Origin of the sequence: Pseudomonas sp. BN505, from assembly GCF_029873175.1 — a bacterium.
In the GTDB taxonomy this organism is placed as follows: Bacteria; Pseudomonadota; Gammaproteobacteria; order Pseudomonadales; family Pseudomonadaceae; genus Aquipseudomonas; species Aquipseudomonas putida.
Genome location: NZ_SSOI01000066.1, coordinates 182306 through 196894, shown reverse-complemented (window position 1 = coordinate 196894; position 14589 = coordinate 182306). Strand labels below are relative to the sequence as shown.

Sequence of the window (14589 nt, the reverse complement as noted above, 5' to 3'; positions counted from 1 at the left end):
CCTACCCTCTCCAGCGTGCAAGGACGCGCTCGACCGCCAGCCTCAGGTACCCAGTAGCTGACGCACCTTGGCGATCATCTCGTCCATGTCGAACGGCTTGTCGAATATTGCGGCGAACAGGGCCGGGCATCCTTGGCTGGCCTGCGCGCCGCTCATCAGAATGACCGGCAACTCGCACAGCGTCGGGTCTTCGCGCATGGCACGTACCAGTTCCTCACCGTTGAGCAGCGGCATCATGTAGTCGGTGATCACCAGCTCAACGCGTTTCTCCCTCAACGCCTCCAGCGCCTTGCTGCCGTTGCTCGCCTTTTCCACCAGATAGCCTTCGTCCTCCAGCGCAAAACCGAGGATATCGGCAATCAGGTATTCGTCATCTACGATCAGGATGGTGTTCATTGGCTCATCCGTCACCCGCTCCCCTGCGGTGTCGGCGTACCCGAGAGCACACCGCAGGCACCTTCGAATGCCCTGCGCAGGGTAATGCCATGCGGCCCGATCAGCAGCTCGTGCAAGGCAGGGTCGTGGTGACTGTCACGCACTTTGAGGATCGACAGCATGCGCCGTAGTTGCGAATCCAGCTCGACGAAGCGCATCAGCATCAGGTTGTCGACAATGCTCGACAGGTCCGGGGCCGGGGCGCTGATCTCGGAGCCGAAGATGTCGCGCATTTCCCAGGTCAGCATCACGCTCACATCACGCGCACGCAGCTCGCCAGCGATGGCACGGAAAAACGCATTGAGCCGCGTCGGGTCGACAGCGAGGCGACTGAACGCCCCGAGGCTGTCAATCAATACGCGTTTGCTGCCATGGGCCTCCACACGCTCAAGCAGGCGCGCACCGATCTGGTCCAGCAGCCCCTCGGTAGTCGGTTGCCAGCACAACTGCAGGCTACCCTCCTGCTCCATGGCTGCAAAGTCGTAACCCAGCGATGCGGCCTTGTTGCGCAGGCGGTCGGGCGTTTCGTAAAAGCCGAAGTGCAACCCCGGTGCCTGCTTGGTGCTGGCGCCAAGAAAGGCCAGCCCCAGTGAAGTCTTGCCGATACCCGACGGCCCGATCAACAGACTGACCGAACCCATGGCCAAGCCGCCATCGAGCATCTCATCGAGGGATGGCACACCGCTGCCGATGCGCGCCGGAGTGGCGCTGCCCATCTGGCTGGGGTGGCTGAACAACGCCTCCAGGCGCGGGTAGACGTGCATGCCGCTTTCATCGATAAGGCATTCGTGGCGCCCCGACAACGCCCCACTGCCGCGGGTCTTGCGCAACTGGATATGGCGCACGGCGCGGCTGCCCACCAGTTGCTCACCCAGCTCGAGCACCCCATCGACCATGGTGTGCTCCGGGCTGCCCTCGTCCAGCCGTGCGCTGGTAAGCAGCAGCACGGTGCAGCCGGCAAAGGCCGCATGGCCCTGCAGCTCGGAGACAAACTTCTTGGTATCCAGCGCGGTTTCGGCGCGCACCCGGGCATTGAGCACGCCATCGACAATCAACAGGCTGGCCTGCTGCCGGGCGATTTCCTGGCGCAGCAGCCGCACCACGGCATCCAGCCCTTCCTGCTCAAGGGTGTCGAAGGCACTGACGAACTGGATCTGGTCGCCGACCAGCGTCGGGTCGAAAAAGTCCAGGGTGGACAGGTACTGGAACAGCCGCTCATGCGACTCGCTCAGCAAGGTGGCGACCAGCACCCGGCCGCCCGTACGCACGTGCCCGCAGGCCAACTGATTGGCCAGGATGGTCTTGCCGGCACCCGGCGGGCCTTGAATGATGTAGGAGGCGCCGGCTACCAGGCCGCCCTTCAGCAGCGCATCGAGCCCTTCGATACCTGTCACCAACCGCCTGAGTGCCTGCGCCATGATGCTTACCTGTCGAGTGGGCTGTTGGTCTTGTCCTGATACGTTGGCAAGTAAAGTTGCATGGAAGTTCCCTGGCCGAGCTCACTGGCGACACAAATGGCGCCACCGCTCTGCCTGGCGAAACCATACACCTGGCTAAGGCCCAGGCCAGTGCCCTTGCCGAACGGCTTGGTGGTGAAGAATGGCTCGAAGATGCGCGGCAATACTTCTGGTGCAATCCCTTCGCCGCTGTCTTCCACCACAAAGCGCACGAAGCTGCCTTGCAGCCCTTCCACCTCGCCAGCCAACTCGACCACCTCGGCCGTCAGGCCTATCCGGCCCTCCCCGGCGATGGCATCGCGGGCATTGAACAGCAGGTTCAGCAGCACCATCTGCAACTGCCCGGCATCCACTTCGATCAACGGCAAGCCCGCTTGCAACTGCACCTGCAGTTCAATCGAGCTGGGCAGTGCGTGCTCCAACAGGCCACGGGTGGCGGCGACAAGGTCTTGCGGTGCGACGCACGCCACATCGAGGCGCCGGTGACGGGCAAAGCTGAGCAGTTGCTGGGTCAGTTCGGTGCCCCGCTGCCCCGCATCGAGAATGTGCTGCAGCATGCGCTGGATACGCGCCGGGTCCTGGCTGGCCAGCGCCAGGCGCGCCGAGCTGATGATGATGGTGAGCATGTTGTTGAAGTCATGCGCCAGCCCCCCGGTCAATTGGCCCAAGGCTTCCAGCTTCTGCGCCTGGAACAGCTGGGCGCGCACGGCGTCCAGTTGCGCCGCCGACTCGCGACGGTCGGTGATGTCTCGCGTGACCTTGGCCAGGCCGATGATCTGGCCTTGGTCATCGCGGATCACGTCCAGCGCCGCCAGCGCCCAGAACTGTGTGCCATCCTTGCGCACCCGCCAGCCCTCATCCTGCGCCACACCCTGCTCCAGCGCCTGGCGCAGCAAGCGCTCGGGGCGGCCGTCGGCACAATCCTGGGGGGTGAAGAATAGCGAGAAATGCTGGCCGATCACTTCATCGGCGCGGTAGCCCTTGATCCGTTGCGCGCCGGCATTCCACGACACCACATGGCCGGTCGGGTCGAGCATATAGATGGCGTAATCCACCACCGACTGCACCAGCTGTTCATAGCGCTGGGCAGGTATGGCGGGGTGATCGAGACAGTCAGCTGAAACCATGAAAACTCCACTGGCACAGCAGGAGGGACGATGTGAGCTTAGCCGAGGGTAACCGCCAACGGCCCCCTGTGGCTACCAATGGTCAGCGTTCAGGCTCGACCAACGCAGGGCTGACACGGCGTGGCATGGCAACTTTCAGCAGCCACAGGCCAACCAGCATGATCCCCCCGCCGCCAGCCAGAGCCATCCACCGCTGCGGCTGTGGGTGCTCGGCATCGAAACCGAGCATCAACAGGTAGCCACCCAGGCTGATAAGGCTGAGGTAAAGAAACGCCCCCAACACGATCACCAGCGCAAACAGCAGCCGCCAGAGCAGCCGTGGGCGCACGACACGCTCGCTAGCGTCGGACTGAGCCATCGCCGCATACTCTTGGATCCAATAAAGGGGGCAACAGTGGCGTAATGACAGCAAGGTGTCAATTATCCAGTGGTTCGACCCTTCATTCTGTTGATCATAGGTGCTGCAGTTGACTCAACTATAACAATGGGTTATAAAGCGCGCTTGATTGCAAAGCCCTTCTGCTTAGAAGCGAGCTGGTCGTTGCGGCCCTTTCAAGCGTGCGAGTGTGGTGGAATTGGTATACACAGCAGACTTAAAATCTGTCGGCGTGAGCCTTGCGGGTTCGAGTCCCGCCACTCGCACCAAACTTCGTTGAAAAGGCGCCCTTGCGGCGCCTTTTTGCTGCCTGCCAGCAATGTCTTGCGCAGCTGCTAGAGTGGAACGTGTCCCCGTCCACTGGAACGCCACCATGCGCTACTCCCTGTTCGATGGCCAACGCGACATCATTATCCTGATCGCCCGCGTACTGCTGATGATACTGTTCGTCTTGTCTGGCTGGGCCAAGCTCACCGGCTTTGATGGCACGGTTGGGTACATGACGTCGTTAGGCGCCCCTGCCCCCATGCTGGCAGCTGCAATTGCCGTAATCATGGAGTTTGTCGTCGCCATCCTGCTGATCCTGGGCTTCTACACCCGTCCGCTGGCGTTTCTGTTCGCGCTGTTCGTGCTGGGCACGGCGCTGCTGGGCCACCCGTTCTGGAACATGGTCGACCCCGAACGCAGCGCCAACATGACCCAGTTTCTGAAAAACATGAGCATCATGGGCGGCCTGCTGTTGCTGGCTGTGAGCGGCCCAGGGCGTTTTTCGGTGGACGGGCGCTGAGTCAGTCGTCTTCGCAGTCATCGAACCAGGCTGGGTGATCACGCTCCTCGTCATCGAGGTCATCCAGCGTTTCCTCGTCTTCTTCCACTTCATCCTCGGCGCCTTGGGCATCCGCCTCGGGCTCCATGTCGTCGTAGAGAAACTCATGGTCAAGCAGGTGATCGTGCTCGGGTTCGTGCAGGTTGTCTTCGTCGTGCATGCTGGCTCCTGGGGTGATGGCAGGCCTGTATAGGCGTAACAGGTTCCGAGGTCAATGTGTTGCCGCTTAATCCTGGGTTAACCGGCCAGGCGCAGCCTGCAGTCTCTCCCTTCAAACGTCTTTTGCCCGCCTTTCATGGCGGGCTTTTTTATGGCTTTGGGAGCATGACAGCCTCATGACCTGAGCTTCACGAAATACTGACAACCGGATTGGCACACTGGCCCCGCTCCGTACGTTTTTGCAGCCCGCCGCATCATTGCCGCGGGCTTTTCTTTTTGCGACGTGTTCTTGAAGCATGACCTGAAGCAGTTTTGCCCGACCCGGCAAGGGCTATGCTAACCCAGCGATAACCCAAGCTCACTCGGATAGACACGGAGGCTCTTATGAAAGCTGCTGTTGTTGCACCAGGCCGTCGCGTGGACGTGGTAGAAAAAACCCTGCGCCCCCTCGAACACGGCGAAGCGCTGCTGAAGATGCAATGCTGCGGTGTCTGCCACACCGACCTGCACGTGAAAAATGGCGATTTCGGTGACAAGACCGGCGTTGTACTGGGCCACGAAGGCATCGGCGTGGTTCAGGAAGTCGGGCCAGGCGTCACCTCGCTCAAGCCGGGCGACCGTGCCAGTGTTGCCTGGTTTTACCAGGGTTGCGGGCATTGCGAGTATTGCAACAGCGGCAACGAAACCCTGTGCCGCGAGGTGAAGAACTCCGGGTACACCGTGGATGGTGGCATGGCCGAAGCCTGCATCGTCAAGGCCGACTATTCGGTCAAAGTACCCGACGGCCTCGATTCCGCTGCCGCCAGCAGCATCACCTGCGCCGGCGTCACGACCTACAAGGCAGTGAAAATTTCCAACATCCGCCCAGGCCAATGGATTGCCATCTACGGCCTCGGCGGGCTGGGCAACCTGGCCCTGCAATATGCCAAGAACGTCTTCAACGCCAAAGTGATTGCCATCGACGTCAATGAGCAGCAACTGCGCTTCGCCAGCGAAATGGGCGCAGACTTGGTGGTCAACCCGCTCAACGAAGACACCGCAAAGGTTATCCAGGCCAAGACCGGTGGCGCCCACGCCGCCGTGGTGACTGCCGTCGCCAAAGGCGCGTTCAACTCGGCCGTAGACGCCCTGCGCGCTGGCGGGCGACTGGTTGCCGTCGGGCTTCCGTCGGAATCCATGGACCTGAACATTCCCCGCCTGGTGCTGGATGGCATCGAAGTGGTGGGCTCGCTGGTAGGGACACGCCAGGATCTGCAGGAAGCTTTCCAGTTTGCGGCTGAAGGCAAAGTAGTGCCCAAGGTGACTTTGCGGCCAATCGAGGATATCAACCAGATCTTCGACGAGATGCTGGAAGGCAAGATCAAAGGGCGTATGGTGATCCAGTTCGAAGGTTAATAGCCTCAAAGCAGATCATTTCGCACGACCACAACGCCCGTAGATGATCCTCTACGGGCTTTTTACCTTCTCAACAGTCAAGGAACAGACCATGAGCTTCGACTGGCACGCCGGCCCGATCACCAGAGCCACCCCGCTGGACAAGCATTACCGCAACACGCGGAAGGTTCGTCAGTTTCTGCTCAGTGAATGTGGCGCGTCATTCAAGTTCGACCGTGCCTTTATGGCATGGATCAAAACCGGGGCACCCTCAACGATGGGCGAAGTCGCGGACGAATGGCAGCGAATCCATCGATGACAGCCGGCACCTGATGCCTGCAAGCCTGATTGTGCTGTAGCCGCGTCTTTGAGCATCTTGTCCAACGATTCAACCATGCTGGAATAATCCATTTCCTGACTCCATCAATGTTGGATTGGGCTTGAGTTCACCATAGCTTGAGAACGTTTCAATATTTGATGAGGGCGCCGAGACGATATCACTCGCCCTCCTGCTGATGACCATCGCCTCAGAGATGAGGTTCAAGATAAGTGCTCAAGACGCAGTGTGGGGCCTGGCATAGACTGACGGGATCCATTTGGCCACAGCGCGCTGGTGCCAGCATCGGGTTTTCAATGTCATCAAGTTGAACACGCGGCGGGTACAGTGGCCGAGTGCTCGATCTCCTGCGACTAATCCGGATCTCAGACGCTTTGTGCTGTTTGACTTCAGATTCCCTTCAGATTCGCGCCTGATAATTCTCTCCGTCGAACCCAATCGGGGGAGTTTTATGAGCGAATCTGAATGGAGCAGCCTGCTCCCGCTTCCTATAGGCAGTCATGCCGACCACCACGCGCAGTTGTCGCTTCATCTGGCAGGCGGCGCTTCACGCGAGGATCTGGAGCACTTCATCCACCAGTGCTTTGCCACCGTGCACCAAGCGGATGTCCACCACTACTTGCCAGAGCTGCTGGCATTGCATGACAGCCACGGGCGCCTGATCGCAGCGGCCGGCATGCGATCAGCCTGCGACGGGCCTCTGTTTCTCGAGCGGTATCTGGACGCCCCTTTGGAGCTCGCTGTTTCGCAGGTCGCCGGTGTTGCCCTGGACCGTGCAGGCATGGTCGAAGTGGGCAACCTGGCCTCACTCAGCCCTGGCAGCGCCCGAATCATGATCATTGCCGTGACTTGGTTGTTGGCTTCGCGTGGCCTGGAGTGGGTGGCATTCACCGGCGCGGCGACACTGATCAACAGCTTTCAACGGCTGGGCTTGATGCCTACCGTATTGGCTGCGGCTGATCCTGAGCGCTTGCAGGGGCAGTCTAATCAGTGGGGAACGTACTACGACCAACGACCACAGGTGTTCGCCGGCAACATCGGCCATGGCTTCGATGCCCTGACCCGGGCGGGGGTGTTCCAGCGCCTTGGGTTTCCCAAGCTGGCCCAGGAGACCGGTCATGCCGCATGAACTGCATCTCTTTCACGCGTTGTTGCTCCAGCATGCCCAGCAAAAACCCGATTCTGTAGCTGTTCGGGGCCTGGGGCAGTCTTTCACCTACCGGCAATTGCTTGACGAGGTGGAATTGCGTGTAGCCCGCTTGCTGACCAGGCCAGCGGGCACGTTCGTCATGGTGCTGGATAACGGGCCTGAGCTGCTTTTCTGGGACTTGGCGGCTCTTTTCGCCGAGCGCACTTGTGTGATCGTACCGCCGTTCTTCAGCGCGGCTCAGTTCCGGCACTGCCTGCAGCAGAGTGGTGCCACGAGCGTGCTGTGCGAGACGCAGTGGATCACCCTCCTCCTTGAGCAAGGGTTTACCCAAAAGCCGACAGAAGGCTTTCTGACGCGTGATGGCGTCGTCGCGCCTGAATTGCCGGCGGGCACCGCAAAAATCACCTACACCTCCGGTAGTACCGGGAGCCCCAAGGGCGTATGCCTGGGCGCCGAGGCCATGCTGCGGGTAGCGCGGGAGCTGGAAGCTGCAAGCCGACCCACCGAGCCTCAGCAATACCTGGCGGTACTGCCACTGGGTGTATTGCTGGAGAACCTCGGCGTATATGCCGCGCTCATGGCGGGCGCCTGCGTCCAGCTCTACCCGCAGCAACAGTTGGGCATGGGCGGCGCAAGCCAGGTGGATTTCAAGCGTTTGCTCGCTGCGATTGCCCTAAGCGGTGCACAAAGTCTGATCCTCGTGCCGCAACTGCTGATGGGGCTGGTCACCGCTATCGAGCGCAGGCTCATGGGGGTTGGCCCACTGCGATTCGTGGCCGTGGGCGGCGCCCGGGTATCACCCAACCTGCTGGCTCGGGCCGATGCCGTGGGCTTGCCAGTATTCGAAGGCTATGGCTTGTCCGAATGCGCCTCGGTGGTTGCGCTGAACCGACCGGGGGCCGTTCGCCCTGGCAGCGTCGGTAAGCCCTTGCCCCATGTGCAGGTGCGCATTGCTGACGACGGCGAGGTGCTGGTGGCTGGCTCGACCTTGCTGGGTTACCTGGAAGAGGCGCCGGTCACCGGCGAATGGTGGGCGACGGGCGACCTCGGTCACCTCGACGAAGAGGGCTACCTGTACATTGACGGGCGCAGTAAGCACCAGTTCATCACCAGCTTCGGTCGTAACGTCAACCCGGAGTGGGTTGAGTCGGAGCTGACTCAGGGCGGCGTGATTGCACAGGCATTCGTGCATGGCGAAGCCTTGCCGCACAACCTGGCGCTGCTCTGGCCACTGGACCCCGCCGCCAGCGACGAGGCTATCGAACAGGCCGTACGGCACTGCAACGCGCAACTGCCCGATTACGCGCATGTGCATGCCTGGCGCCGTTTGCCGGCCCCGCTAAGCCCCATTGATGAAACCCTGACTGCCAACGGCCGCCCACGGCGCGAGGCGATCCTGCAGCGTTACCACACCCTGTTATCCGACATCGCGTTGTGAGGTTCACCATGTCATTTTTCGATGCTTTGCAAACACAAACTGCCGAGGAGCGTCAGGCGTTGTTCGCAGTGCCCGTAATCCGGGACGCGTTGGCCGGCCAGGTCAGCCTGGACAGCTACGTCGCCTTCCTGACCCAGGCCTACCACCATGTCCGCCATACGGTGCCGCTGATGATGGCCTGTGGCGCGCGTTTGCCCTCGCGCCTGGAATGGCTGCGCGGTGCCGTGTGCGAATACATCGATGAGGAATACGGCCACGAACAGTGGATCCTCAACGACATCAACGCCTGCGGCGGCAACTGGGAAGCCGTGCGTGATGGTCGGCCAGCGCTACCAATCGAGCTGATGGTCGCCTACCTCTACGACCTGATTGCACGTGGTAACCCTGTCGGGCTGTTCGGCATGGTCAACGTACTGGAAGGCACCAGCATCGCCCTGGCCACGCAGGCGGCGGCCACCATCCAGAGCACGTTGGGCTTGCCTGGCCAGGCGTTCAGCTACCTCAGCTCCCATGGTGCGCTCGACCAGGACCACATGGTGACCTACAAGCAGTTGATGGACCGCCTCGATGACGAGGGCGACCAGCAGGCTGTGATCCACGCCGCAAAGGTCGTCTACCGCTTGTACGCCGAGATGTTCCAGGGCTTGCCGCGCGCCGCGCAGCACGAGGTGCGTCATGCGCTTGCCTGAATCCGTGGTGGTCCTCACCGGCGCCAGTGGGGGTATTGGACTGGAGCTTGCCGGGCAATTGTGCGTTGCCGGTGCCCAAGTGCTGGCGGTCAGCCGGCACATGGGCAAGCTGGCTGGCCTGATGAATCGGTATCCGGACCGTTTGCGTTGGCAAGAAGCTGACCTGCGCAGCCAGGCAGGGCGCGAGCAAGTGGTTGGTCGAGCCCGCGAGATGGGCAATGTCAACGTTCTGATCAACGCTGCCGGGGTAAACCGCTTCGCCTTGCTCGATCAGTTGGGCGAGCACGAGCTCGATGAGCTGCTGGACATCAATCTGAAGGCGCCGATACAACTGACACGTGGCTGCCTGCCGTTGCTGCGCACCCAGCCCAAGGCGCTGGTGGTCAATGTCGGGTCCACCTATGGCTCGATAGGCTACCCCGGCTATGCCACCTACTGCGCCAGCAAATTCGCCCTGCGTGGCTTTTCGGAAGCGCTGCGGCGCGAGTTGGCCGACACCACGGTGAATGTGCTCTATGCAGCGCCCCGCGCGACCCGCACCGCGATGAATAGCAGTGCTGCGACAGCGCTCAATCAAGCGTTGAAAGTCGGCATGGACGACCCGGCGGATGTCGCTCGTGCAGTGCTTCAGGCCGTGGAGTCTGAACGCAGCGAGCTTTACCTGGGCTGGCCGGAAAAGCTCTTCGTGCGCATTAACGGCATGTTGCCGGGTGTAGTCGACCGCGCACTGCGCAAACAATTGCCTGTCATTCGCCGCTACATCGGCAGCCACTCCAAGGAGTCGATCAAATGAAGCGACTGCTCATCGCCAGCTTGCTGGCATTCGCACCCTTCACCTGGGCACTGGATCAGACCGGCACACAGCACCTGAGTGAGCTACAGCAGCGCTGGGCGCAGATCCAGTACCAGTTACCCAAGGAAAAACGTGCTGACGCCTTCGAAAAGCTGGCGAGTGACGCGACGGCCTTCGTTCACCAGTATCCCGGTACCCCAGAGCCATTGATCTGGGAGGGCATCATCAACAGCAGCTGGGCGGGGGCCACCGGTGGCCTTGGCGCGCTAGGCAAGGTCAAGGCCGCGAAGGCTAGCCTGGAGCAGGCCATGAAAATGGACCCCAACGCCCTGCAGGGTTCGGCCTATACCAGCCTGGGCACGCTGTACGATCAAGTGCCCGGTTGGCCGATTGGTTTCGGTGATGCCGAGATGGCCGACAAGATGCTGCGCAAAGCCCTGCAGATCAACCCCGGCGGTATCGACAGCAACTATTTCTGGGCTGATCATCTGTATCGGCAAAAACGCTACCCGGAGGCTACCGCAGCCCTACACAAAGCCTTGCAAGCCCCACCGCGGCCGGGGCGTGAGCTGGCTGATCAGGGTCGTCGCGCGGATATCGATGCTTTACTCAAGGCGATCAAGGACAAACAGGACTGAACATGCGGCTTTTGCTGGTTGAGGACGATATCGCATTGGGAGAGGGGATCTGCGACGGTTTGCGCCAGCAGGGCTACACCCTCGACTGGTTGCGGGACGGTGTCAGTGGCTTGCATGCGTTGCAGCACGAGAGCTTCGACCTGGTGATCCTGGATCTTGGATTGCCGCGCATGAATGGCATTGAACTCCTGCGGCGGGTACGCGCCGGCGGCGACAGCCTTCCGGTGCTGATCCTCACCGCACGGGATGCCCTCGATGATCGCATCACCGGCCTCGATGCCGGCGCCGACGATTACCTGGTCAAGCCGTTCGACCTCAACGAGCTGAAGGCACGCTTGCGCGCGTTGCTAAGGCGCAGCGCCGGCCGCGCCAAGGTCATGATCGAGCATGCCGGCGTCAGCCTCGACCCAGCGACCCAGCAAGTTCATTACAACGGCGTCGAAGTGGTGCTGACCCCCAAGGAATACATGCTATTGCACGAGTTGCTGGCGCAGCCGGGCAAGGTTTTCACCCGCGAACGCCTGACCCAGCTGCTGTATGGCTGGGATGAGGAACCCGAGAGCAATACGCTGGAGGTGAACATTTACCACCTGCGCAAAAAACTGTTCAACGGGCTGATCCGTACGGTGCGCGGCATTGGCTATCTGGTCGAGGCCAAGGCATGAGCTCGCTGCGCCAACGCACCCTGTGGCGGGTGATGCTGTTGCTGCTGCTGGGGACCGGCCTGCTGGCGCTCTATAACTATCACGACAGCCGCCACGAAATTAACGAGGTGTACGACGCGCACCTGGCTCAAAACGCTCGCTTGCTGCAGGGCGTCATGAGCCTGCCGGTGCAAAGTGGCTCGCGTGAAGCAATGTACCAGGCATTCAACGAGGCATTGGCCCAGGCGGGCCACCATCGGGTAGGCCACCCCTACGAGAGCAAGCTGGCATTCCAGGTCTGGCAGGACGGCGCTGGCCTGCTGGTGCACACACCCAGTGCGCCGACCATCGAACCTCCACCGACGGTACCCGGTTTCTACGACTTTTCGAGTGGTGGCGAGCAATGGCGCGGTTTCGTGTTGCCGGTGCCGGAACGACACTGGGTGATCTGGGTGGGCGAGCGTGACGATGTGCGCTACGACTTGATCGATCGCATCGTTCGCCACACCCTGTTCCCGTTCCTGCTCGGCAGCCTGGTGTTGGCACTGCTGGTTTGGGCTGCTATCGGCTGGGGACTGCGGCCGTTGCAGAACATGGCCAACATCATCCGTGGGCGTCACGCCGATTCGCTAGAGCCGTTGCAGTTGGTGCCTCTGCCCTCGGAGCTGGAGCCCATGCAGGCCGCCATCAACCGCCTGTTGGCGCAGATCGAGGACCTGTTGCGGCGTGAGCATCGGTTCATTGCCGATGCCGCCCACGAAATGCGCACACCCTTGGCCGTCCTCCGCCTACACGCGCAGAACGCGCTGGAGGCCAGCAACGAGGCCGAGCGACACAAAGCGCTGGGCTTTCTGATGGGTGGGGTGGACCGGCTTACCCGGGTTGTCAATCAGTTGCTGACGCTGGCCCGTGTCGAGCCAAGGTTGGGGCAGCGAGCCAGTACTGAGATCGACCTGGCCGAAGTGGCCACCGAGACCTTGGCCGACCTGACCCCGTGGATACTGGACCGCGGCCTGGAGCCCTCGCTGGATATCGGTGAAGGCGACCATCACCTGACAATCGATGCCGGCGCCTTGGGCATCGCCCTGCAGAACCTGGTGTCGAACGCGGTGGAGCACTCACCGCCCGCTGGCCGCATCACGGTGTCACTCAGGCGCCTGGAGAATCACGTCGAGCTGGTCGTCGAGGACGAGGGGCCGGGTATCGATGAGGCCAGCCTGTCGCGCGTATTCGAGCGCTTCTACAGCCGTAACAGTCCCAATGGTGCAGGCCTTGGGCTTTCCATCGTGGCGACCATCGTTGACCGGATGGGCGGGCAGGTGCGTTTGCATAATCGAGCAAGCGGCGGACTAGCCGCCACCTTGCTGTTTCCGGTGGGTTGAATTCCCCAGCATACTCGCCGCCAACCCTGCACTGGCATCTGACGCTGAGCACTTCAGGCCCTCGATTCCGGGACTGATGAGCAAACCTCATGAACCCTTGCCGAATTAACCGTCTAGTCCTCACTCGTTAGCTCGCTTAGTGTTCTCCCAACGCCAAATGTCGGGAGATCCAAATGCACAAGCGCACACTCGGAAACAGTTCACTCGAAGTGTCAGCCCTGGGCTTCGGTTGCATGGGCTTGAGCCATGGTTACGGCCCGGCGACTGACACACAACAAGCCATTGCGCTGATCCGATCGGCGGTTGACCGAGGCGTCACGCTTTTCGATACCGCCGAAGTTTACGGCCCCTACCTGAACGAACAGGTGGTGGGCGAAGCCCTGGCACCGATGCGCGATCAAGTGGTCATCGCCACCAAGTTCGGTTTCACCTTCGGCGACGACAATAAACAGCAGATTCTCAACAGCCGACCAGAGCACATCCGGGTCGCGGTCGAGGGTTCGTTGCGTCGACTGAAGACCGATTACATCGACCTGCTTTACCAACACCGCGTCGATCCGGACGTGCCGATCGAGGACGTCGCCGGGGTGGTGAAGGACTTGATTGGCGAAGGCAAGGTCAAGCACTTCGGCCTGTCGGAGGCCGGCGCGCAGACCATTCGCCGTGCGCACGCGGTGCAGCCGGTCACAGCGCTGCAAAGCGAATACTCACTGTGGTGGCGCGAGCCTGAGCAAGAAATCCTGCCGACGCTTTGGGAGTTGGGGATCGGCTTCGTCCCGTTCAGCCCATTGGGCAAAGGTTTTCTCACCGGCACGGTGTCGGCGCAGGCCACTTACGGCAGCGACGACTTCCGCAGCATCGTCCCGCGTTTCAGCCAGCCGGCGCTGCAAGCCAATCAGGGCCTGGTGGTGTTGATCCGGCAGATCGCCGAGCAAAAACAAGCCACACCCGCACAGATCGCGCTGGCATGGCTGCTCGCACAGGCGCGGTGGATTGTGCCGATTCCGGGGACGACCAAACTGCATCGTCTGGAAGAAAACCTCGGCGGCGCAGATATCACGCTCGACGCCTTGGAACTGAAAGCAATAGATACAGCGTTGGCGCAGATCCGCATCGAGGGCGAGCGTTATCCCGAGGCCCTCAAGGCGCGTGTCGGTCGATGAGCAACGGTCACGATCCGTTGCGGCGCACGGTGATCGCCGCGCTGGCCAGCGCCCCGCTGCTGTCTCTGGCCGACACGCAAGGCGCCAGTCAAACACCGCGCTCAGGCTCGCGGATTCTGGTGGCGTACTTCTCGCGCTCGGGCAATACCCGCGTGGTCGCCGGGCTGATCCAGCGTGGACTGGGTGCCGACCTCTTCGAGATTCGCCCGGCCTACCCTTACCCCGAGGACTATCTGCAAACCGTGGAGCAGGCGCGTCAGGAGCGTGACAGCGGCTTCGAGCCCGAGCTGCAAGAGAAGGTTCACGCACTCAGCGACTACGACACGCTCTATCTCGGGTTCCCGATCTGGGGTGAAACCGCCCCGCCCATCGTGCGCGCCTTTCTCAGCGCACACGACCTGACCGGCAAGGCCCTCATCCCCTTCAACACCCACGGCGGTTATGGCTTGGGTAACAGCCGCAGCGTGCTGGTCAACCACGCGCCGAAGGCAAAGGTTCTGGAAGGTTTTGTGATGGAGAGTGAGCAGGAGCGCAAGACCATGGAACGTGTGAACGGCTGGCTGAGCGATCACCCCCGCACGCGTTAACCGAATTCTGTACG

General features: G+C 61.5%; 17 protein-coding genes and 1 tRNA gene. 13 read left to right on the top strand and 5 right to left on the bottom strand.

The window, feature by feature from the left end; all coding sequences use genetic code 11:
- Positions 1-42: 42 nt before the first annotated feature.
- From E8E78_RS22170 to E8E78_RS22155, 4 genes are all read right to left on the bottom strand, one after another.
- Complete coding sequence (locus E8E78_RS22170) at positions 43-396, bottom strand: response regulator (RefSeq protein ID WP_016498954.1); 354 nt, start codon at positions 394-396, stop codon at positions 43-45.
- Positions 397-407: 11 nt separating this feature from the next.
- Positions 408-1853 (bottom strand): ATPase domain-containing protein, encoded by a 1446-nt coding sequence (locus E8E78_RS22165; RefSeq protein ID WP_280314200.1) that lies wholly within the window; start codon positions 1851-1853, stop codon positions 408-410.
- Between the two features lie 5 nt (positions 1854-1858).
- On the bottom strand, positions 1859-3019 hold the full coding sequence (locus tag E8E78_RS22160) for a PAS domain-containing sensor histidine kinase (protein ID WP_049276981.1): 1161 nt from the start codon (positions 3017-3019) through the stop codon (positions 1859-1861).
- 82 nt (positions 3020-3101) lie between these two features.
- Entirely contained in the window at positions 3102-3377 is a 276-nt protein-coding gene (locus E8E78_RS22155) for a hypothetical protein (protein WP_059395922.1), read from the bottom strand.
- 202 nt (positions 3378-3579) lie between these two features.
- On the opposite strand from E8E78_RS22155, the gene E8E78_RS22150 reads away from it, so the two are divergent.
- Together E8E78_RS22150 and E8E78_RS22145 are read left to right on the top strand one after the other, a co-directional pair.
- Positions 3580-3664 (top strand) — tRNA-Leu (locus E8E78_RS22150).
- 104 nt (positions 3665-3768) lie between these two features.
- On the top strand, positions 3769-4182 hold the full coding sequence (locus tag E8E78_RS22145; protein WP_016498950.1) for a DoxX family protein: 414 nt from the start codon (positions 3769-3771) through the stop codon (positions 4180-4182).
- Position 4183: 1 nt separating this feature from the next.
- Here E8E78_RS22145 and E8E78_RS22140 read toward each other — a convergent pair whose 3' ends face one another.
- Positions 4184-4381: a hypothetical protein gene (locus E8E78_RS22140; protein WP_049276984.1), complete on the bottom strand. Its 198-nt coding sequence runs from the start codon at positions 4379-4381 to the stop codon at positions 4184-4186.
- A gap of 383 nt (positions 4382-4764) precedes the next feature.
- Here E8E78_RS22140 and adhP point away from each other — a divergent pair, with 383 nt between their 5' ends.
- The 11 genes from adhP (at position 4765) to E8E78_RS22085 (ending at position 14575) form a co-directional block, all read left to right on the top strand.
- Positions 4765-5775, top strand: a complete 1011-nt coding sequence (gene adhP / locus E8E78_RS22135; RefSeq protein WP_084966332.1) for an alcohol dehydrogenase AdhP — start codon at positions 4765-4767, stop codon at positions 5773-5775.
- A 91-nt stretch (positions 5776-5866) separates the two neighbouring features.
- The gene (locus tag E8E78_RS22130) at positions 5867-6073 is read left to right on the top strand and encodes a DUF6434 domain-containing protein (protein ID WP_280314212.1); all 207 of its coding nucleotides are present in this window, start codon (positions 5867-5869) and stop codon (positions 6071-6073) included.
- 469 nt (positions 6074-6542) lie between these two features.
- The gene (locus tag E8E78_RS22125; RefSeq protein WP_084966333.1) at positions 6543-7220 is read left to right on the top strand and encodes a thermostable hemolysin; all 678 of its coding nucleotides are present in this window, start codon (positions 6543-6545) and stop codon (positions 7218-7220) included.
- Positions 7210-8679: an AMP-binding protein gene (locus E8E78_RS22120; protein ID WP_061202546.1), complete on the top strand. Its 1470-nt coding sequence runs from the start codon at positions 7210-7212 to the stop codon at positions 8677-8679. The genes E8E78_RS22125 and E8E78_RS22120 overlap by 11 nt, the downstream gene beginning before the upstream one ends.
- Positions 8680-8687: 8 nt before the next feature.
- Entirely contained in the window at positions 8688-9368 is a 681-nt protein-coding gene (locus E8E78_RS22115) for an iron-containing redox enzyme family protein (protein ID WP_016498944.1), read from the top strand.
- Complete coding sequence (locus E8E78_RS22110; RefSeq protein ID WP_280314219.1) at positions 9355-10161, top strand: SDR family oxidoreductase; 807 nt, start codon at positions 9355-9357, stop codon at positions 10159-10161. The genes E8E78_RS22115 and E8E78_RS22110 overlap by 14 nt, the downstream gene beginning before the upstream one ends.
- A complete protein-coding gene (locus E8E78_RS22105; protein WP_084966336.1) occupies positions 10158-10799 on the top strand; it encodes a hypothetical protein in 642 nt (213 codons plus the stop codon). Before E8E78_RS22110 ends, E8E78_RS22105 begins: the two co-directional genes overlap by 4 nt.
- Before the next feature lie 2 nt (positions 10800-10801).
- Entirely contained in the window at positions 10802-11464 is a 663-nt protein-coding gene (locus E8E78_RS22100; RefSeq protein WP_084966337.1) for a response regulator, read from the top strand.
- A complete protein-coding gene (locus tag E8E78_RS22095) occupies positions 11461-12825 on the top strand; it encodes an ATP-binding protein (protein ID WP_049276999.1) in 1365 nt (454 codons plus the stop codon). Before E8E78_RS22100 ends, E8E78_RS22095 begins: the two co-directional genes overlap by 4 nt.
- Positions 12826-12998: 173 nt before the next feature.
- Positions 12999-13988, top strand: a complete 990-nt coding sequence (locus tag E8E78_RS22090) for an aldo/keto reductase (protein ID WP_016498939.1) — start codon at positions 12999-13001, stop codon at positions 13986-13988.
- The gene (locus tag E8E78_RS22085) at positions 13985-14575 is read left to right on the top strand and encodes a flavodoxin (RefSeq protein WP_049277001.1); all 591 of its coding nucleotides are present in this window, start codon (positions 13985-13987) and stop codon (positions 14573-14575) included. Before E8E78_RS22090 ends, E8E78_RS22085 begins: the two co-directional genes overlap by 4 nt.
- Positions 14576-14589: the final 14 nt, after the last annotated feature.